The following is a 19,104-nucleotide window of genomic DNA, read 5'->3' as shown; positions in this document are numbered from 1 at the left end:
GTCGTGACGCCTGTACGAACGGTATCTCCGCAGCTCGCCGCCTTAGCTCAGTAGGCCAGAGCAACGCACTCGTAATGCGTAGGTCGGGGGTTCGACTCCCCCAGGCGGCTCAGCTGAAAGCCCAGGTCACCCGCTTGTGACCTGGGCTTTCTGATGTTCCGGCGTTGGCTGTCCGGGGTTGGCTCGGGACTTGCGTGGTCGCCTCGCCCCTCCGTGAGCCTGCTCGGCCAAGAGCCGGACGAGGGGCCGGCGGGCGAACCGGGGCAGCTCCGGTGTGCTGTGGACGGCTGGTGATGTCTTGAGTCGTGAACGGTGTGAACGAGGTTCAGCGAGAAAACGACGTGGGTCAGCGCGAGCCGGTCGGCTCCTCACATTCCGCATCCGCTTCTCCTGTGTGCTCGAGTCGGGTGGCGCGTGTGCTCAAGCCGTCTGGCACGGAGGACCGGCTCGCCCGGTGCGCCCACCAGGCGCCGGAGTACAGGATGAGCGCGCAGGCGAGCGCGGCGCCGCCGCCCTTCGCCCAGTCCGAGAGAAGCCCCTCCACCACTCGTTGTACGGTCAGCTGGTCGACTGCCGCGGATCCGGCCCCGTAGTACTCCAGTGTCTGCGTGTTGGCCACAGCGCCGGTGAGGGCGGCAACGCCCATCACCGCCACGACGCTCCAGCGCGTCACTGCGGGAAGTCCGGCCCGGCCCGTGTTGTCGGCCGGGGCTCGGCGCAGTCGGCGCCACAAGCAGACCGTGATGGCGATCAGTCCCCCGGCCGTGCTGATGTGCTGGAGCGTCCGCGACACCGTGAGGCCGCCCGTGATGTGGGATCGCAGGACACTCAGGTGGGTCACCACGTAGCCGTCGGCGTGGGTGAAGGAGTCCCACACCAGATGGGAGGCGATGCCGATCAGCGCGGACAGCAGCACCCAGCCCGTCCGGTGCAGGCCCCCGCCGCCGCGGCCGGTCGTTCCGGTCCGGGAGAGGCGGTCCGGCAGTAGGGCGGCGACCGGGCGGCGCACGAGCCGGTACAGCGCCAGGAGGGCCAGGGCGAACGGCAACGCCACAGTGAGAAGGCCGGAGGGCGTGTGGGAGGAGGTGGCGTTGAGGAACTGCTCGTACCAGGACTGGGCGCTCACCGGTATGCGCGCCGCGGCGAGGAAGTACGGCACATCCGGAGCCATGGCTCCGCAGACCAGCGCGGCCGGCGAGAACGGGTGGCGCAGCAGCGGCAGAACGGCTGCGGGGTGGGAGAGCGTGAACGGCATCGAGGCGGGTCTCTTCCGTGTCGACGCGGGGCCGTGGTGGCGGGCGCCGAGTGCGGTCGGGCATGGGGCGTTTACGCGCAGCTTCATGAGCTGAACAGTTGGAAGACCTCTCCGGAACCCTCCTCGATACCCGCGTTGACGGAGCCGGTCGCCTGGCTGAACAAGGTACTGCCGGAGCCGGTGACCTCCGATGACCCACGCGCGTCGCGATCGCCGCACACGGAGTGAAGATCACGCGGTGAAGATCACGGCGGCGCCGCCAGACTTCGTGGAGGAGGACGCGTCCTGACCGTCCGGCGTTGCACGTTCCCAACGTCGCTCGACTCGGTCGGTGCTGACGCGCTCACCAGGTCTGCGCGTCAGAGTGGGCTGTTGCAGCCCGACTCGCATGAGGGTTTCCATGGGTAAGGTTCCCCGGGCCGGGGTTTTCGTCGGAGTCACTTGCTGGGGAGGCACAGGGCGTCATCGGTCAGCCGAGCACCTCGCGCGTCCGCTGCTCGAACGCGTTAACCGGCGCCTCCCGCGAGTACGGAGTCAGGTGCTGGCGGAATTCCCACACGTGCCCGGCCACACGCGGGGAGTCGAGCGACACGGCGAAGTCGAGTGCGGGACCGGCGCTTTCGCACGCCGCGTCGAGAAGGCCTTGCCGGAGCCGAGTGGTGGCCGGTCGGAAGGCGTTGAGCCCGTGCCGAAGCGGATCGGACTTCCCCCGGCAGGCATGGGAAGCCGCCTTCGGCGCCACCTCGGCGCCGGTGGGTGCGTACGCCCGCCGGCCGGCCCGCCCCACTGACGGACCGGCTCCGCGCAGGCGTCCCGCCGAGAGCGCGCCACCGGGCCTGGTGTGCGCGGTGGGAGACCGTGGTCAGGCGGAGTCGCGGCGGTTGACGAGCACGGCGGAGAGGCCGAGGAACAGCACGACGTATCCCACGAGCACGAGACTCGCGGCAACCGGTCCCGAGACGGCCACGACCCCGGGCATGCCGCCGTTCTCCTGCGTGGAGGAGCCCAGGGCGGTGGCCAGTGAGCCGCCGTTCGGACCGATCAGCGCTCGCTGCACGACATCGAGGGCCGGCATCATGCCGGCGATACCCGACACCAGGTTCTCCAGCGCCAGAAGCCACACCAGTCCGACGCCGATGGCGGCGCCGGTGTTGCGGAACAGCACCGCGAGGAACGTGCCGATGCTGGCCGCGGCCATGCTGACCAGCCAGGCGGCGCCGACCCCCTGGAAGACGGTCGTCACTCCCGGCCAGTCGGCGGTTCGCCCGAGAAGGGCTGTGATCAGCGCACTCGCCAGGGCGGTGGCGGTCACCACCACCGCGGTGATGCAGAGCAGCGCCACCGCGGTCGCCAGGAGCTTCCCGACCATGGTGGGCACCCGGCCGGGGCGCTGCACGAGGAGGGTCCCCATGGTGCCCCACCGGTAGTCGCCGCCGGCCACCACCGCGCCGAAGATCAGCATCAGGGCGCTGCCGAAGAGCGGGTACAGCCCCACGGTGCTGCTCACGAACTGGTCGGGCAGCAGCCCGGTGACCAGGTCCTCCGGATCGTCGGCCGAACCGGATCCCTTGAGGGACAGGTAGACGATGTAGGGGACCAGCATGCCGAAGGTCACGGCCAGAAGCGCCCAGGCACCGCCGACGATCCAGACGCCGGGGCGCTTGCGGATGGACAACAGCTCGGCCCGCAGACAACCAGTCATCGCTCGGTCACTTTCGCCAGATCGGGTTCGGGTTTCTGTCGATCGCTGATGAGATCGAAGAACGCGGTCTCCAGCGAGGCCGCGTGCTGCCGGAGTTCGTGCACGTCGACGCCGCCCGTCACCAGCAGGCGGTTGATGTCGGCGGCCTCGGCTGGGTCTACGGCGAGTTGCAGTTCACCGTCCACGATCTGTACGGAGCGTACGGACGGGCGGGCCCTCAGCAGGTCGGCGGCGGTCTCCGGGTCGCTGGTCCGGATCGACAGGCCGCCTCCGCCGGTGTGTTCGCGGAGCTCGGCCACCGTCCCGTCGGCGACGAGCCGCCCCTGCCGCAGCACGGCCACCCGGTCGCAGAGATGCTCGACCTCGGTCAGCAGGTGGCTGGAGAGCAGCACGGTGCGCTTGTCCTGGCGGAGCCCGGTGATGAGTTCCCGCATACCGGCCATGCCGGCTGGGTCCAGGCCGTTCGTCGGTTCGTCGAGGATCAGCAGGTCGGGGTTCTTCAGCAGGGCGGCGGCCACTCCGAGGCGCTGCTTCATACCGAGTGAGTAGGACCGGAACCGCACGTCCGCCCGGTCCGCCATACCGACCTCGGTCAGCACCTCGCCGACGCGTGCGGCGGGCACCTCCGCGTAACCCGCGAGGATGCGGAGGTTGTCGCGGCCGGAGAGGTGCGGGTAGAACGCCGGCGACTCGATCAGGGCCCCGGTCCCGGCCAGGCTCCGCGCACTGCCGGCGGGATGTCCGAGGACCGACACCGCGCCGGAGGTCGGTCTGATCAGCCCCACGAGCATGCGCATCGTGGTGGTCTTTCCGGAACCGTTGGGTCCGAGGAATCCGTAGACCTCTCCACGGCGGACCGTCAGGTCGAGGTCGAAGACGCCCGTGGCCTCTCCGTAGCGCTTGGTCAGACCCGTGGTGCGGATCGCTGTCTCATCATCCATGTGCGGTCTTCCGTTCACTGGTGCGGCGGCGGGCCGCGTAGACGAGGACGCCCCCCACCAGCGCGGTCTCCGCGGCGAGGAGGAGGACGGCCGGGGCCGGCCCCATCCAGTGCCGCAGACTGCCGTACCACAGCCACATGAGGCCGCTGTACGCCAGGGCGGTGAAGAGGAGTGTGACGAGCCCGTAGAGGGCGTAGAGACGTGCGTCCCTGGTCGGATAGGCCCGCAGGCGGTCCCGGGCGGCCGGACTCCGCCGGCTCAGCAGCTGCCGGCAGTACCGGTAGGACTCGCCCCGCAGGTCGGCCATGTCCAGGGCGTGGGAGAGCATCACGTAGCCGTCCAACTGCAGGAACGGCAGCAGGTTGACCAGCGCTCCGGCGCTGCCGAACAGCAGCAGTCCGGCGGCGAGCGAGTGCCCCCATTGTCCGTCCTCGGTCAGCCACCACCACCCGAGCACCGGGACCATGCAGAGCAGGCTCACCAGGACGCCCGCGAAGGCGGTTCCCACCCGGGCCGTCCGGCGGTGGAGCAGCACGATGTCGTCGGTCCGGCAGTAGGCGGTGAGCAGCGGGAACCGCCAGCGCACGCCGATCTCCGTCACCGTTCCGCCGAAGTGTTTGAACGTCACCCCGTGGCCGAGTTCGTGCAGCAGGGTGATTAGGCCCATCAGGACGAACATGACCGGCACGGTGACCGGCCACATCGACCGTGGCGCCGCCTCGGCCAGGATGGTTCCGGCCCGGGACCAGACGAGGGCCTGCACCGCGACCGCGAGGAGCAGCGCGAGCGCTACGAAGGCCGGGTGGAAGGTGAAGGACAGCCGGGCGGCCAGTGCCGTGCAGAGCCGGTCCGGCCGGAGCAGTACCCAGCGCCGGTGCAGCCAGGTGTGGTTCTCCTGCCGCTCGGCCTCCCGGTCCCGCCTGAGCCGCTCCAGTGTCTCCTCGTCGGCCATGCCGTCGAGCAGCCGGTGGCGGCCGAGGAGCGTGAAGATCTGCCGCCAACTGTCCGGGCCGAGCACCCGGCCGTACTCCTCGGTGTACTCCCGGCCGATGTCCTCGATGGTTCGGCTGCCGTCCATCCGCCGGATGACGAAGTGCTCGCGCGGTCCGATCCGGTAGTGGACGCCGGTCCGTTGGTCCTTGAGCCGGTGCACGACCGACGGGCCGGAGCGCAGGGCCGGCCCGATCGTCACCTCCGGTCGCAACCGGGGAAGGTCGTGACGGGTCTCGGTCACCGCGCCGCTCCCTCGAGGACCGGTTCGGCGAGGGCCTTGCCGATCACGTAGGAGAGGTAGATCTCGTCGAGGATGCTGACCCCCAACCGGTTGTTGGTCATGTGCACATACGAGCTGAGCAGGATGGACAGCGCGGCCTGCGGGGTGGGCCGGGCACCGTCGCGGAAGGTCAGCGAGCCCGCTTCGGCCAGGGCCAGCACGGAGTCCCGCAGCTCGGCGCAGTGGGCCAGCCAGGACTCCTCGACGGGGGTGACCGTGGCGCCGGGGACGCCGCGGGCACTGTCCCGGATGTTCCGCACCCGCTGGACGAGCCGGTCGCGCATCCGGCCGTAGCTGCGGTCGAACCGGTCGTGGTGGTCCTCGCTCGACTCCTGGTAGGAGGCCTCCCACATCGTGCGGTAGCGCACCAGGAAGTCCGCCACGGCCTCGTCGTCCGGCAGGAAGGTGAAGCAGAGCGCCATGGTCAGTTGGGCACCCTGGCCGAGCAGGGCGGTTCGGACGTGTACGTTCGTCGTCTCCAGTAGTTCGAGGACGAGCGCGCTGGACCGTTCGAAGTGCGATTCGGCGAGCGGCATGGCGGCCGGACCGCCGTACCGGCTGTACTCGCGCTCGTAGTCGATGAGCGCGACGCTGTTGTTGTCCCGGAACGGCATCGCTCCGTCGGGGCCGTACAGCTCGTCCCAGCGCTCCTGGCTGTACTCCGCGAGGAACATGTTCTTGTACAGGTCGGCGCTGTTGTTCCGGTCCTCCTCGTAGAGGGCCGGCCGCCGGCGGAGGAAGTCCCGCAGGGTCTCCTCGGCGATGCGTCGCACCTCGGGGGCGCTGGCGGCGTCGGTGGGCAGCAGACGCAGCCTGATGTGGGGGCCTTCGAGCCAGTACCGGATGAAGAACCACTTCTGGAGCAGACCGCGGTCGCGCAGCGACTGCACCAGGGGCCCGACGCACTGCACCAGGACCGGGTTGGCGTTCGCGGCGTAGAAGATGTGCAGGCTGATCCACCCGCTGTAGCCGTCCATCACTGCTCCGTCCGTGTTCCGTCGAGCTCGACCGTGAGCTCGGTGACGTACTGCTGGTCGCCGTCCTTCAGCCACAGTTCCTCGGGACCCGGCAGCATCTCGGTGAGGACGACCCTGCCCTCGGTCTTCCGAGCGGCCGCGTCCAGCAGCTGGAGCGAGAAGTAGGAGTCGAAGTCGACGTACTGCGGCTTGTGCTCCTTGCCGAGGTTGGCGAACACCCGCCGCGGCAGACCGTGGGAGCGCTGCCAGCGACGCCAGGAGAGGAACCACTCGTGGTCGCCGCTGCTCTTCTCCTGGATCGGCAGGCGGCTGGCGGCGATGCGCCAGGAGCGGCGCTGCACTACGACGTTGCCGAGGCGGATCCTGGGCAGGGCGACGACCTCCTCGTCCGGTAGGTCGGTGCCCTCCCACAGGTCCAGTTGGGCGAGTCCGGTGTAGGAGAAGTTCAGCAGCACCTGCTGGACCTCCGGTAGGGCCATCGGCATCAGGAAACCGAGGTAGACGGGGATCACCTCCACTCCGAGCCTGCGGGAGCGGAGCAGCAGCCGGTCGCTCTCCTGGCAGTGTTCGATGACGAGGTCGTCGACGGGTATCTGCTCCTGCTGCGGGCGGAAGCTGGTCTCCCCGGGGCAGACGATCTCGTACGGGGTGACGACCGGGTGCAGGTTGAGGTTGGTGGCGTCGTAGCCGCCCTTGAGCTCGGCGAACACGGCGCCTTCCGGCACCACCGCCTGCAGGGTCTCCCCGAGTTCGCCGGGCAGCTCGGGGCCGAAGAGGTGGGCGAAGCGGGAGAACAGCAGGGTCAGTCCCGAGTAGACCCGGTTGACGACGACCGAGGGGGCGCCGCTGCCGCCGTCCGCCACCTGGAGGAAGAACGAGAGGGGTTGCAGGCTGCCGAGCTTCCGGGGCAGCCGGTCGGCGACGGTGCGGATGAACTCCTCGTCGAGTTCCACGTCGGTGCCCGTGGTGGCGCTGTCCCGGCGGCGTCGTGTGATCTCCCGGGCGACGGTGGCGCGCGCCTCGTCGATCCCGGTGATCTCGCCCTGCCGGAACCAGTTGTCGAACGGCTGGAGTTCGGTGCCCTCGAACCGCTGGTGCCGCATCAGCCGCTGGCTGTAGTTGTCGTACAGGTCCTGGTCGAACTCGTGGGCGAAGGAGAGGAAGTCCGTGCACCGGCCGCCCACTCCGTACCGGACGGTGAAGTACCCCTTCGTCACGAACCGACGGACCAGGTTGGTGTCGAAGGCCGGGAGGATCCGGGCGAGCTGCCGCAGCGCGGGGGAGAGTTGGTCCGTCCAGGTGCGGGCGTCGCCGGTCACCTCCGCGGCCGGGACGGTCGTGTCCTCGTACACGAGAGTGCGCACGACGGGGACGTCGTCGCCGCCGAGCCGCTCGTGGGCCCGGGTGGCGGACGCCCTGATCCCGGCCAGCAGATCCCGTCTGCGGTCCAGGCCGGCTCCGGCGAACTCCGCCACGTCCGAGTCCATCCGCTCGATGAGCCCGGCGACCTCGTCCGCCCAGTCGCAGCCCAGTCCGAGCAGGCCCTTCCGGTAGCTCCGCACCGGGTCCGGATCGTGGATGTCCAACTGGAGGTCGGGGACGACGAGCAGGCCGAGGCGGAGCAGCTGTGCCAGGTACTCCTCGACGTCCTCCTCCGCCCGGTCGGGGCGCATGGCGCACAACTGCCGCACCGCGTCGCCGAACCGCACCGGGGTGTCGCCCGAGAGCAGGTCGAGGGTGTCGGCGAGGACCTCCCCGGTCGGTACGTAGAACAGGCTCTCGCTCACCGTGTCGAGTGTGACGGCCGCGTCCTCGTTGCCACTGGCGTTCTGCAGTCTGCGCAGGTAGCGGACCCGGTCCCGGTGCACCTCCAGGCCTCCGGTGGCCCGTACCGGGAGGTCGCGGCGGACCGCGGCCGTCGTGCTCATCAGCGCCGACAACCGGGCGAGCACGGCCATGTTGAGCCGGGTTGCGCTCCGTTTGCCCCAGTCGCCCGCCTCGGCGTGGAGCGGCCCGCCGGGGCTCTCCCCGAACCGGCCGAGGCAGACCGAGGTGAGCGTGCTGAACGGGCTGGTCTTGCAGGCGGTGCGGAACAGGTACTCCAGCAGGGAGCGTTCGATCCGGCGTGCGCGCTTGCTCAGCGGGCCCCCGGACCAGTCGAGGTAGAGGTCCAGGTGCTCGTCGAGCGAGGGCGAGGACAACTGGATGCCGTACCGCAGGTCGGTCGTCCGGGCGATGAGACGGAGTTCCTCGCGGCGGTACCGGGTCTCCTCCGCCACGATCCGCGAGCCCGCCGCCAGCAGCTCGCCGTGCCGCTCGCGCTCGGCCAGCCAGGCGTGCAGTAGGGCGAGGCGTTCCGCGGACAGGAGCCGCTCGGCGGCCTCCAGCCCGCGCGGTGCCCGGAGGTTGAACACGTCACGCCGCAGGTTGATCAGCGCTCGGCGGGCGTCCTCGTCGTCGAGGTGCTGGGAGACGGACTCCTGGAGCAGGTCGGCGAGCCGGGCACCGGCGTCCCGGAGCCGGAGTTCGGCGTCGATCACCTCGTCCGCCCAGGCCGTGCTGTCCGGGGCGGCGATCCGGTCGGCGAAGCCGAACGGGAGCCCGCCGACGCGCAGCATGAACTGGGGCGCCAGATGCCAGTCCACCCGGTCGGCCGTGGCCGGTTCGGGGAGCAGGATGCTTGACATACCGATCTCTCCTCTCAGACCAGGCGGGAGTCGAAGTCCGCACGGTCCGCGCGTTCGTGGCCGAGTAGCACGAACAGGAACGTGCGCTCGTCGGTGCCGTCGAGGCCGACCGCCTCGTCGATGGCGATGTTGTCGAAGCCGAGTACCGTGCCGCAGCCGACGCCCAGGGCCGACGCGGCCACGTAGGCGGTCTGCGCCACCGCTCCCACCTCGGAGTTCACCACCCGGTAGCCCCGGCTGCCGTAGGCCCGCAGGATGCTCTCCCAGCGGGCGGATATCGCCAGCACGGCGCCGACCTGGTCGATGTTGTAGTTGCTGAGGTAGTAGCTGCGCTGCAGGTGGTCGGCGAGGGGACGCTCCTGAAGGACCTGCAGCCGGTGGCCGTCCGGGTCGTACCGGTAGGCGCCGCTCCCGAGCCCCGCCACCCGGTTGGCGAGCACGTACAGGCCAGTCAGCCCGGTCCGCGGGGGTGCCACGTCCGAGGCGTAGTGCCGGGCGGACACCGTGCCGGCCAGCACCGTGGCCAGGTCCCCGAGTCCCAGCGGGTGTGAGCCGACGAACGAACCGAAGCTGGTCTGCCGGGAACGCAGGACCTCCTCCAGCCCCCGGTCGAGCCGGTCGGTGTCCGGCGCGGGCAGCGGAACGGTGCGGCGGTCCGGGCGGGGCCGGGGCGCCAGCTCCGCGGCCACCGTTGGGTCCGGGCGGTCCCGTCGGTCATCGAGGACGGCCCGGTGCACCTGCTCCACCTGTTCGAAGGTGCGGGTGACCGAGGAACGCTCGAAGCTCGGCCGGTCGATCAGACCGCCCCGGACCGAACCGCCCTCGACCGGTTCCCGCACCGGTGCGGACACCCGCGCGAACGGCATCGGGACGACGGCCAGCACGCTCTCCTCCAGCGTGTCGACGCCCAGCAGCCGGTTGAGCCGCTCGTCGTCGAACCAGAGCACCCGCTCCAGCCTCCGGCCGAGGCCCCGGGCGAGAAGCTCCCAGCAGCCCAGCAGAGCACCGGCGTCCTGGGTGACCACGTGGTAGCAGAAGCTGTTGTACTTGAACGAGTTCTTCCAGAACCGGACGGAGACGAGCAGGAAGCCGTCGGCCTCGCCGGCATCCGCACAGGCTGCTCGCACCTCGTCGGTGAGGTCGCCCGTCAGCAGCCGCTCGAAGGCGTGGTGCGCCGTCGAGTAGTGGTAGACCCCGGGGGTCAGGGGACCGCCCTGCCCGGCCACCCAGTAGATCTCCAGCGGGTACATCCCGCCCCCGGAGGCGGCCGCTCGGCCCCAGAGCGACTGCGGGTAGAGCACCCGCACATCGCTGTCCTGGTTCCAGTTGACCCGCAGTCTGCGGTCCAGCACGCCGTAGGACAGGCGGAGCAGGGTGGCCAGCGATTCCAGGGTCCACGGCCGGTCTTCGGCCTCGACCGGCGGGGTGGCCAGCACCTGCGCCGCGGAGGCGGACGTGCCGCCGGTCCCCGCCGGCAGGGGGAACCGGGAGACGCCGAGGTAGGTCTTGTGGCGGGACGGCTGGTCGCCGAAGTCGGGGGTGAACCCGATCGGCTCCATCGGCTCCCGGCCGCGCCGGAACACCGCCTCCACGTACTCCCGGACGACTTCCGTCTTCTCTTCGAGCATCGGCTCTCCTTCTTCGGCCAGGCGCCGGGTGCTCAGGGGAACGGGTGCGGCCTGGGGTTCAGTCCGGTCGGCCCGTAGCCCTCGGCCGCCGAGTGGATCTCGGACAGTTCGCCACCGAGGTAGGCGTGCAGCCGCGGGTGGTCGAGCGCCCGCTGGCGGTCCCAGCCGAAGTCGATCGGAATGAGTCCCGGCGCCAGTACGGACAGGGTGTGGATACCGGCCTGCCGCTGCTCCGGGCAGGTCTGGTCGACGGCGAGGACGTCGCTGCCGACCTCCCGGAGCCGGTCGATCAGGAACGTCACGTCGTCGGTGAGGTCGAGGGTCGACGGCCGCTGCCTGAGCCAGTCTCCGTAGAGGTCGTCCATGGCCCGGGGCGCCGGGTCGTCCAGCAGGAAGCGGGCGGTCTCGGCCATCTCGGGCAGCCCGTACAGCAGGGCGTGCTGGGTGAGTTCGTGGACCTGGCTGTAGTCCTCGACCATGGCGCGCAGCTCCGGCATCCGGGAGGCGACGCGCTCGTCCATGCCCGGGATGTACGACGCGGTCTCGGCGAGCGCCGAGCGCACGGCCTCGATCGGCTCCAGGCTGGCTCCCGCCGCGAAGCAGAGGGTGCCCAGTTGCCCGTCGAGCCGTTCGGCGACGGCCATCACGGCGGGTACCGGGACGTCCACCCGCATGTCGAACAGCCGCATCCGGTAACCGAGTCGGGCCACCCGGTCCAGGACGAACTGGATCTCCTCGTCCGCGCAGGTCGAGGCGTCGATCTCGGGGAGCCGGGCGCTGCCGTACCAGCAGAGCAGGAACGCGTCCCGCTCGATCAGCTCGAGCATGCCGTGCAGCAGCGCCTCCTCCACGCTGGTGCCGCTGGCGCAGCCGTTGGAGCATTCCTGCACGAACTTCTTGTCCGGTCGCCGGTCCAGATAGAAGACGATCTGCTCGGGCACCAGCACCGGCCGCTGCTCTCCGAAGGAGTAGCCCCAGACCCAGTGCAGGGGGGTGTCCCGGTCGAACGGCTGGTAGAAGTCGGAGTGGCTGGCGTAGAAACCTGGCCGGTAGGAGCCCATGGTGGTCGGGTCGATCGCGTGCGGCGCGAGACCGTTGTACGTGTCGTGGGTGATCGACTGCTTGGAGCGGGGGAACTGGCCCGCGTAGCGCTCCAGGCCCTCCAGCATCCCGTACCGCTCGCTGCTCGCCGAGCTCTGCGACTGCCCGCTCCACCACATCTCGTGGTAGTCGTACTTGCTGCGGACCCGGAAGAACCCGCTGACCGGGAGGGTCGCGCTGCACTGGTAGACGCGCTGGGTCGCGCCGGCCAGCGCACCGCAGACGTCGTTGACGTAGGCGCCGGTCGGTAGTTCCAGATCGACGGCGGCGGCCCCGCGGTAACTGGTGGGCGTCCGCTTGGGGCGCGGGGCGAGTGGGAGCACCGCCGCCTGGGCGGTGTCCGGTTCCGGGGTGGCGCACCGCTCGCACTCGGAGTCGGCGATGAGCTGGTGGCGGGTGACGGTCATGTCCCGCAGCCGCAGTTCCACGATGCGTCCGATCCCGGAGTCGTCCAGCGGGGTAGCCGTCTCGGCGGACACCAGCAGGGCGATCTGCTCCAGGACGAACGGGGCGTGCGCCGGGGCGCCGCCCAGCACCGTGTAGTCGGTGCCGTCCTCGACCGCTCGGCGCTCCTGGACCGGGCGCAGGGCGAGCCAGCGCCGTTCCAGGCAGCGGGCGCAGGGCCGGCTCGTCCCGTCCGCCCGGTGCAGCGGGCCGAGGAGCACGGTATCCGTGTAGAGGCGGACCGGATAGACCAGTCCTCCCGGAGGCGGCAGGCTCTCGGAGGCCGGGGGCGGGGTCTCCGGGGCCGGCAGGCCCAAGAAGCCGACGTCCACCCGGACATCGCCGAAGGCCCGTCCGAGCAGGTGGCCCTGTAGGGCACTGACCATCCACGCCTGGGGATCGGCGACCGCCGCGTCCACCGTCGCATTCGACACCAGAATCATCCGCCCATCCAGCCGAGTGACTCCGCGATCTCCGCGTGCGGTAGTGCGCGCGAGGGAATTTCCGCTCTCTGCCCGAGAACGGGAGTCGATGCCCTCACACACGTGAGACCGCGAAGTCGGAACCACTCGTTTCCAGTAACGAGATCGACTGCCGCGACTGCTTGCGCGCCTGTTGCAGTGGCGCTCAAGCAGCCGCAGCCGTCACATTGCTTGCAGAACCGAAGCGGCCGGAATACGCACTGATCTCAGCGCCGGCCTTTCGGGGTCAGCTGGTGCTGGTGCTGGTGGAGCAGCAGCTGCTGGTGGAGCAGGAGCAGCAGCTCGAGGTCGAGCAGCTGGAGCTGGACCAGGCCAGTTCGACGGCGGCCGAGTCGTTCATCTCCTCGATCTCGAAGGTCGCGCTCTCCAGAGCGTGCAGCTCCTCTTTCAGGGTGGTGGGCATTTCATTCCCCTCTCTTTTGCTTGACGGTTTCTCTGCTGACTGTTCATGGTCAGCTGGTGCGGCTGCTGCGGGAGCAGCCGCACCAGCTGACCACGAGTGGTCAGAAACGAATCGGCAGCTGTTCTTCCGGATCGGTGTGCGGTGGAATTTCTCTCTTGCTCCGGTTCACGGGCCGTTTCCGGCGTCGTTCGCGGAATTCCGGGATGCCGATGGGGTGCGGGCCGGGTTCCGGGCGTTCTCTCCGCCGTGAGTCGCGGGGCCACCGCGGAGAGCTGGGTGCGGTCAGTCCGCGGCCGCCGGTTCCGCCGCGAGCAGTACGGTGCCGGTGACCAGGCCCCGTGCCGACCTGAGGTCGATGGTCGTGGTGTCGGCGAAGAGCGCCTGGGTGCCGCCGGCGGCGAGCGTCGCGAGTACCTCGGCCATCGCCACCTCCGTGCCGTCGAGCGACCAGTCGCAGGCGGCGGCGCCGTCGGGGAGTACCGCCGGGTCGAAGTCGGTGAGCAGTGGATCACCGAGGTCTGCCGGGGCGCCCTCGTAGTGGCGGGTGACGGCCAGGCCGACCGCGTCGAGCGTCGCGGCGCGAACGGCGGCTCGGGCGGAGAGGCCGGAGCCGACCGCCCAGTCCGCGGGGGCGCCGTCCGGTCCGTCGACCACGGCGAGGGCGGCGAAGGCGGGCGCCGCTCCGGGCAGCGCGAACACGCGTGCGGTGCGGCCGATGTGCCGGAGGCTCGCAAGGGCGAACGAGGCCTCCTCGTCGGTGGCGAGTACGGAGGAGTCCACCTCGCCGACCGGGGCGGTGCCGCGGATCGCACCGGTCAGGCCCCGGTAGGCGAGGGCCGAGCACAACCCCTCCTCGCGTACCGCTTCGACCGTCCAGCCGGCGGCCGCTCCGGACGAGGTGGGCTCGAACTCGAGCCCCTGGTTGACCGGTGAGAGCGGATAGACCGCGGCGTCCGGGACCCGCCACGCACTGCCGTCGTGCAGCGAGGCCACCGGCAGCCAGGAGCGGGAGCGGTGCGGGATCGAAGGGGCCCCGCTGTGCACGGAGAGACGGTTTGGCCGGATGGTCGGCGCGGAGTCCGGACGCTCCTCACGACCGACGGGGCCGAGCCGACCGACGTAGGTCGACACCGCGGACCGCACCGCTCGGATGCGGGCGTGCAGGATGACGTCGGTGTCGAAGGCGGTGATCCTCCGGGCACCGCCGGCGGGTGAGCCCGCCGCGCCGAGCAGGACCCGTCCCGACTTGACCGGGACCTGCTTGATCGACTCGTCCGCCCAGTCCGAGAGCAGGCCCAGGTTCGGGGAGACCAGCGCACCGGCCTGCTCGTAGGCGGCGCTGTCGAAGTCGGGTCGACCGGGGTCGGCGTCCACCGGCTGGGCCTCAGCGGGAGCGTCGGCGGCCGGTGCGGCCGCCCGGTGCGGCACCGGGCACCGCGGGTGGGGCAGCACCCGCTCGCGCCGCGACTCCAGCGTGGTCAGGTCCTTGAGTACGGCGTGTGCCTCGTCGTCGGGGCTGAGCTGCCCGGTGCGCAACCGGAAGACCTCGAAGGCCACACCGTTGCCGATCATGCTCTGGGCGACCGTGCTGCCGCCGAGGGGGGCACCGCCGGGGGCGTCCGTTCCGAGCGCCAGCCCCTGCCAGAACGCCGCCGAGGAGCTCGGGTCGGTGTTGGCCGAGAGCCGCAGCTGCGCACACATCCAACACGGCTGTTCGGCCGGGCCGGCGATCGGACCGATGACGGCTCGGTCCCGGTCGACCACCACCGGGAGCAGCCGCGGTCCGTGCCCGTCCGTGGCCCGGTCGCCGACGACCTGCTTGGTGAGGTCCAGCAGGGAGGCGCCGTCGGACCCGTCGGTCACAGCGACGATGACGTCGTAGCCGTCGGGGTCACGCGGGGTACCGGACGGCACGACGATGCCGGCGGGGGCGCCCTCCGCGGCGAGTTCGGCGAGGTCGGCGTCGAACTCCGACTTCCAGGCGGGATCGTCCAGGGCTGTCTCGGCGAGTCCGTTGCGCAGCAGTCCGCGGACCACGGACGTGACGACCTCGCCGGGCGGGCCGGTGACCAGGACGCGGGCGGTGCGGAAGCGCGCGAAGAGCTCCTGGGGAGTCCGGGTGTCGGCGTGCATGAAGTGCTCGACGAAATTGATCTGCGGCGAGAAGCGGGCCAGGACGGCATCGGGCAGAATGCCGTCTTCCGGTTGCGCCGCATGGCGTGCGAAGCCTTTGGCGAGCAGGGTCTTCATCAGGGCGATCGAGGTGTTCCGCCGGCCTTCGTCGAGCCCTTCGCACAGGTCGGCGATACTCAGTTCCCCGGTCATTCGCGGGCCGAGGATCGACATCCACTCATAGGCGCCGGGACCTTTGAGAACGCAGGCGGTCTCCGAGCTCCTGAGGTAAACGCCGGTGTCGACACGGAGAAACACCACATCATTGCGGAGCCTGGGGCGGATCTCTGACAGACGTGCCTCATCGACTGTGTTCATCATGCGCCCCCAGCAGCTTCTTGCCCATCGGTGCCCTTTTCGCCGGCTGTGCGGTGATCGCCCTGCTCGGCCGGAAATCTACTAACATTTGTTCTTTCTGGGCGTCAACTCCTTCTCGTTGACGCACTTTCTCGGCGGTCTCCACTCGCGAGAGTTCGAAGAAATGCTTTGGATTCCGCCGGCATTCAGCGGTCCCGGGCGGCCGTCCGGCCTGTCCGTTCGGCTGTTTCCAGCGCCGGCTTTCCCCGCCCGGCCGCACGGTCCTGTTTCGGCGCGGCGAACGGCTTGGCGGTACCGCTGCCCGGAGCGTTCCCCCTCCGGTACTTCCGTGCGCCGGGCCCCGGCCCTTCTTCCGGTGGCACGGAGCGAGGGTCGCCGATGCGCGGGTGTGTCTCGTCCCCTCGGCTCCGCGCCGCTACTGCCAGCCGAAGTCCCGGACACCGCCGGGATGGTTCGTGTGGGGTAGCGGGCCGGGCGCGGCGGACACCGCGGAGACGAGCGACACGGCGCCGGTGGTGCGGGCGTCCGCCGGAGTGCGGCAGGAGGAAATGGTGCGGAGCATGTGTGAAGTCCTTAGCCGAATCCTGTGAACCTGGTTGACCGTTGGCGAGAGTCTCGTGTGGGCGAGGCGATCCGAGAAGAGTTCGACGGTGGCCTGAACGGGCCATGGCCCGTTCAGGTCAGCCCCGGAAGTCGGTTCGATTCGCTTCCGGGGCCGGCTGGTCACCATGAGTGACGGAAGCCCTGTGTTCGGTTGGTGGAAGGGCGGTTGCGGAGCGTCAATTCCGCGCTCTGCCACTAAGAGTTGTCCGTGATCCCTGGATCGGCGCACGGCGACAGAGAGTCAGGGCTGGCTGGTACCGCCCGTGGTGGGAGGTTTTGGGTAGGGGCCCGATGGCCGGAAGTGGTCGGGTGAGCAGCCCCTGCCGACGGCCTCGGGGTGCGGCGGCGACCGAGCTGCGGCACGCCGTTCCGGCGGCCGTCCCCGTTCCTGGGGCGAGCGGCTCCGGTGTCGCTGTCGATCCCGGCGAAGCCTGCTCGATCGGCCGAAACAGGTCGCCGACCTTTCGGGGGCAGGGACCGGAGAGTGGTAGAAAGCGCCCCAACGCCTCTCTGCTGTCCTGTTTATGACACTCCCGGCAGGTCCACGGCGCCGAGCGACTCAGTAAGGTGTAGCGCACAAGTGTTCTGGGGGGACGGATGCTTGACCTGCTGGGTCTGGACGCGGTGGCTGAATCGGTCTACCGGGGCCTGCTCAACCACCCTCATGACGACGTGGGCTCCCTGCGATCGCGGCTGGGGCTGTCCGAGGAGGAGTTCCGGTCGGCGCTGGAACTGCTGACAGAGCTCGCGCTGGTCCGGTCCTCGACCGGCGACGGCCCGTGGCGGCTGCACGCGATGAATCCCCGGCTCGGCATGGAAATCCTCCTCGCCCGCCAACAGGCCGAACTCGCCGCGCACCAGCAGCGGGTGGAGGCCGGGCGGGCGGCTGCGGCCCGGCTGATCAGCGAGTTCGCTGCCTGCCACCCCGGGGCCGCCGAGTCTTCGATGATCCACCTGGACGGCGTCGACCGGGTCCGCGACTACCTGGCGCGGATACACCGGGAGGTGCAGGAGGAGGTGCTGGCCTTCGCTCCGGGGGGCGCGCAGACCGTCGAGAACATGCAGGCGTCGAGGCCGTTGAACCAGGAGTTGCTGGAGCGCGGGGTGCGGATGCGCACCGTCTACCTGGACAGCATCCGCAACCACCGGCCCACGACGGAGCACGCCCAGTGGCTGATGTCGCTGGGAGCCGAGGTGCGGACCATTCCGTCCCTCGCCACCCGGATGATCATCAGTGACCGGCGGGTCGCGCTCCTGGCCGCGGACAGCCACGACACCTCTGCCGGCGCCCTGGTCCTGGGCGGTGAGGGTTTGCTGACCGCGCTCTGCTCGCTCTTCGAGACGGTCTGGGAAGCCGCGGAGCCGCTGGGTCCGCTGGAACGTCGGAGTACGGACCAGCTCAACCGCCAGCAGCAGGAAGCGCTGCGTCTGCTCGCGCAGGGCTACACCGACGAGGCCATCGCCAAACGCCTCGGCGTCTCCTCCCGGACGGCCCGCCGCATCGCCACGGACCTGATGGAGAGGCTGCACGCTCGGAGCCGTTTCCAGGCCGGGGTCCACGCGGTGCAGCAGGGCTGTCTGCCGAACCCCTCCGGCAGCTGAACTCCCCGCACCCGGCTGTCGCGCGGCGCCGCCACCGGTTGCCGCGGACGCCGCCGGTACCCCCCGGGACGTAGCCGGACGGCGCCCGGGCGTGGTGCGTCACGGCCTCCGGGGCGCCTTCCGTTGCCGTGGTCAACGGCTTCCCGGTGCACCGCTTGTCCAGTGAAACCCCTTACGAGAAAGGGGAGTTGGGATACCGGGGCAGAGTCGTTCGAGGGCTGTGCGATCAGTTGATCAGGGCGCCACGACTGTTTACAGTGACGTGCACATTGTGTGTGCTATAGGCGGCGGCGAGTTCGTGGGCGTACGCCGGCACAGCTAGGGGGACGTATGTTCGCTCCGAGGGTCAGACACTGTGTGGCCCCGGCCTCCACCAGCCGTGCACATGGCCACCGTCTTCTGAACCGCCGCCGAGCAGCCTACCCGGCTCTCATGGGATGCGGCGTCCGCACTCCGCATGAGGCAGGTCACACGCCAATGACTGGGGGAGTCGATTCGTGTATGAAACGCACTCAGTAGCGAGGCCGCAGCTGGCGGAGGGCACGTACTCCGGGGTGACCGGTCAGCTCCCCCACTGTGAATCGGACACCCTCTCGGCGGCCGAGCGCGGGTCGGACGGACCGGACGGAGAGGACTCCCCATCCCGAGCCGGGTCTCCCGTGGCAGGGGCGTCCATGACGGCCTCCGGGGCGGGCGACGGGGGGATGAGTGGCGGGCGCGGACCGAACCCGGTGCGTATCGGGGTGCTGGGCCCCATGGAGGTACTCCTCGACGGCGAGGACCTCACCCCCTCGGCTCCCATGACCCGGCGAACCCTGGCGGTGCTGCTCCTGCACGCCAACCGGGTCGTCCCCCTCTCCACGCTCATAGACGAGCTGTGGGAGGGCGCGCCGCCCCGGCTGGCCCGGAAGACCGTCCAGACGTACGTGTACCAGCTGCGGCAGCTGCTCGGACCTCTGGCACCCGACGCGATCGAGACCCGGGGAAGCGGCTATGTGCTCCGACTCGAGGCCGGTGAGCTGGACCTCTGGGAGTTCGAGCGGATGTCGGCCGAGGGCCGCCGGGCCCTGGAGGACGGTGACGCCGAGAAGGCGGCGGTCGTCCTCGGTGAGGCGTTGGACTTCTGGCGCGGTTCGGCCTTCGCGGACATCGTCGCCCCCGGACCGATGCTGTCGGCGCGCATCGCGCAGGTGGACGACTCCCGGCTGCACGCACTGGAGCTGCGTATCGAGTCCGAGCTCCGCTTAGGGCGGCACCGCAGCCTCTTGGGGGAGCTGTTCGAACTGACCGCCATCCACCCGCTGCACGAGGAGTTCACCGCCCAGCTCATGCGTGCCGCGTACCGCTCCGGGCGGCCCGGCATGGCGCTGAGCGCCTTCACCCGGCTGCGCTCACGGCTCGTGGAGGAGCTCGGTCTCGAACCGTCCCAGCGCCTGTGCCGGTTGCAGCAGGAGGTGCTGAGTCTGTAGGCCGCCGGTGCCCTCGACCGCCCTGGCCGACGGCCGGCCGGTGGTGT

The 19,104-nt window shown here is 70.3% G+C and carries 13 protein-coding genes and 1 tRNA gene; 3 read left to right on the top strand and 11 right to left on the bottom strand.

What is annotated here, in order from left to right:
• The first annotated feature begins 36 nt into the window (after nt 1-36).
• Nucleotides 37-110: transfer RNA gene (locus tag BGP73_RS08280), tRNA-Thr, on the top strand.
• A gap of 236 nt (nt 111-346) precedes the next feature.
• Here BGP73_RS08280 and BGP73_RS08275 read toward each other — a convergent pair.
• From BGP73_RS08275 to BGP73_RS23035, 11 genes are all read right to left on the bottom strand, one after another.
• Entirely contained in the window at nt 347-1,342 is a 996-nt protein-coding gene (locus tag BGP73_RS08275) for a DUF4184 family protein (protein WP_079127339.1), read from the bottom strand.
• A 775-nt stretch (nt 1,343-2,117) separates the two neighbouring features.
• On the bottom strand, nt 2,118-2,957 hold the full coding sequence (locus BGP73_RS08265) for an ABC transporter permease (RefSeq protein ID WP_069813266.1): 840 nt from the start codon (nt 2,955-2,957) through the stop codon (nt 2,118-2,120).
• Nucleotides 2,954-3,898, bottom strand: a complete 945-nt coding sequence (locus tag BGP73_RS08260; protein WP_069813264.1) for an ABC transporter ATP-binding protein — start codon at nt 3,896-3,898, stop codon at nt 2,954-2,956. The genes BGP73_RS08265 and BGP73_RS08260 overlap by 4 nt, the downstream gene beginning before the upstream one ends.
• Nucleotides 3,891-5,132, bottom strand: a complete 1,242-nt coding sequence (locus BGP73_RS08255; protein WP_069813262.1) for a M50 family metallopeptidase — start codon at nt 5,130-5,132, stop codon at nt 3,891-3,893. Before BGP73_RS08255 ends, BGP73_RS08260 begins: the two co-directional genes overlap by 8 nt.
• On the bottom strand, nt 5,129-6,148 hold the full coding sequence (locus BGP73_RS08250; RefSeq protein ID WP_069813260.1) for a thiopeptide-type bacteriocin biosynthesis protein: 1,020 nt from the start codon (nt 6,146-6,148) through the stop codon (nt 5,129-5,131). The genes BGP73_RS08255 and BGP73_RS08250 overlap by 4 nt, the downstream gene beginning before the upstream one ends.
• On the bottom strand, nt 6,148-8,835 hold the full coding sequence (locus BGP73_RS08245) for a lantibiotic dehydratase (protein WP_069813258.1): 2,688 nt from the start codon (nt 8,833-8,835) through the stop codon (nt 6,148-6,150). The genes BGP73_RS08250 and BGP73_RS08245 overlap by 1 nt, the downstream gene beginning before the upstream one ends.
• Nucleotides 8,836-8,849: 14 nt before the next feature.
• Complete coding sequence (locus tag BGP73_RS08240) at nt 8,850-10,463, bottom strand: SagB family peptide dehydrogenase (RefSeq protein WP_069813256.1); 1,614 nt, start codon at nt 10,461-10,463, stop codon at nt 8,850-8,852.
• A 32-nt stretch (nt 10,464-10,495) separates the two neighbouring features.
• Nucleotides 10,496-12,442 carry a TOMM precursor leader peptide-binding protein gene (locus tag BGP73_RS08235; RefSeq protein WP_170837791.1) on the bottom strand — a complete coding sequence of 649 codons (1,947 nt, stop codon included), beginning with the start codon at nt 12,440-12,442 and terminating at the stop codon, nt 10,496-10,498.
• Nucleotides 12,443-12,716: 274 nt separating this feature from the next.
• On the bottom strand, nt 12,717-12,893 hold the full coding sequence (locus BGP73_RS23040) for a hypothetical protein (RefSeq protein ID WP_170837790.1): 177 nt from the start codon (nt 12,891-12,893) through the stop codon (nt 12,717-12,719).
• A gap of 282 nt (nt 12,894-13,175) precedes the next feature.
• Nucleotides 13,176-15,218: a TOMM precursor leader peptide-binding protein gene (locus BGP73_RS08230; RefSeq protein WP_069813252.1), complete on the bottom strand. Its 2,043-nt coding sequence runs from the start codon at nt 15,216-15,218 to the stop codon at nt 13,176-13,178.
• A gap of 580 nt (nt 15,219-15,798) precedes the next feature.
• Nucleotides 15,799-15,945 carry a hypothetical protein gene (locus tag BGP73_RS23035; protein ID WP_170837789.1) on the bottom strand — a complete coding sequence of 49 codons (147 nt, stop codon included), beginning with the start codon at nt 15,943-15,945 and terminating at the stop codon, nt 15,799-15,801.
• A gap of 638 nt (nt 15,946-16,583) precedes the next feature.
• Between BGP73_RS23035 and BGP73_RS08225 the strand changes: the two genes are divergently transcribed.
• On the top strand, nt 16,584-17,588 hold the full coding sequence (locus tag BGP73_RS08225) for a helix-turn-helix domain-containing protein (protein WP_069813250.1): 1,005 nt from the start codon (nt 16,584-16,586) through the stop codon (nt 17,586-17,588).
• A gap of 674 nt (nt 17,589-18,262) precedes the next feature.
• Nucleotides 18,263-19,057 carry an AfsR/SARP family transcriptional regulator gene (locus BGP73_RS08220; protein ID WP_107473994.1) on the top strand — a complete coding sequence of 265 codons (795 nt, stop codon included), beginning with the start codon at nt 18,263-18,265 and terminating at the stop codon, nt 19,055-19,057.
• Nucleotides 19,058-19,104: the final 47 nt, after the last annotated feature.

It is taken from the genome of Streptomyces sp. TP-A0874 (assembly GCF_001748085.1).
Classification (GTDB): Bacteria; Actinomycetota; Actinomycetes; order Streptomycetales; family Streptomycetaceae; genus Streptomyces.
Note: the sequence above shows the minus strand (reverse complement) of the source record. Positions and strands in the feature narration are given on the sequence as shown.

Bases quoted from the DNA above. Each gene is read 5' to 3' on its own strand.
- BGP73_RS23040 (WP_170837790.1), bottom strand. From the start codon at position 12,893: ATGCCCACCACCCTGAAAGAGGAGCTGCACGCTCTGGAGAGCGCGACC.
- BGP73_RS08225 (WP_069813250.1), top strand. From the start codon at position 16,584: ATGCTTGACCTGCTGGGTCTGGACGCGGTGGCTGAATCGGTCTACCGG.
- BGP73_RS23035 (WP_170837789.1), bottom strand. From the start codon at position 15,945: ATGCTCCGCACCATTTCCTCCTGCCGCACTCCGGCGGACGCCCGCACC.
- BGP73_RS08220 (WP_107473994.1), top strand. From the start codon at position 18,263: ATGACGGCCTCCGGGGCGGGCGACGGGGGGATGAGTGGCGGGCGCGGA.
- BGP73_RS08275 (WP_079127339.1), bottom strand. From the start codon at position 1,342: ATGAAGCTGCGCGTAAACGCCCCATGCCCGACCGCACTCGGCGCCCGC.
- BGP73_RS08245 (WP_069813258.1), bottom strand. From the start codon at position 8,835: ATGTCAAGCATCCTGCTCCCCGAACCGGCCACGGCCGACCGGGTGGAC.
- BGP73_RS08240 (WP_069813256.1), bottom strand. From the start codon at position 10,463: ATGCTCGAAGAGAAGACGGAAGTCGTCCGGGAGTACGTGGAGGCGGTG.
- BGP73_RS08230 (WP_069813252.1), bottom strand. From the start codon at position 15,218: ATGACCGGGGAACTGAGTATCGCCGACCTGTGCGAAGGGCTCGACGAA.
- BGP73_RS08265 (WP_069813266.1), bottom strand. From the start codon at position 2,957: ATGACTGGTTGTCTGCGGGCCGAGCTGTTGTCCATCCGCAAGCGCCCC.
- BGP73_RS08260 (WP_069813264.1), bottom strand. From the start codon at position 3,898: ATGGATGATGAGACAGCGATCCGCACCACGGGTCTGACCAAGCGCTAC.
- BGP73_RS08250 (WP_069813260.1), bottom strand. From the start codon at position 6,148: ATGGACGGCTACAGCGGGTGGATCAGCCTGCACATCTTCTACGCCGCG.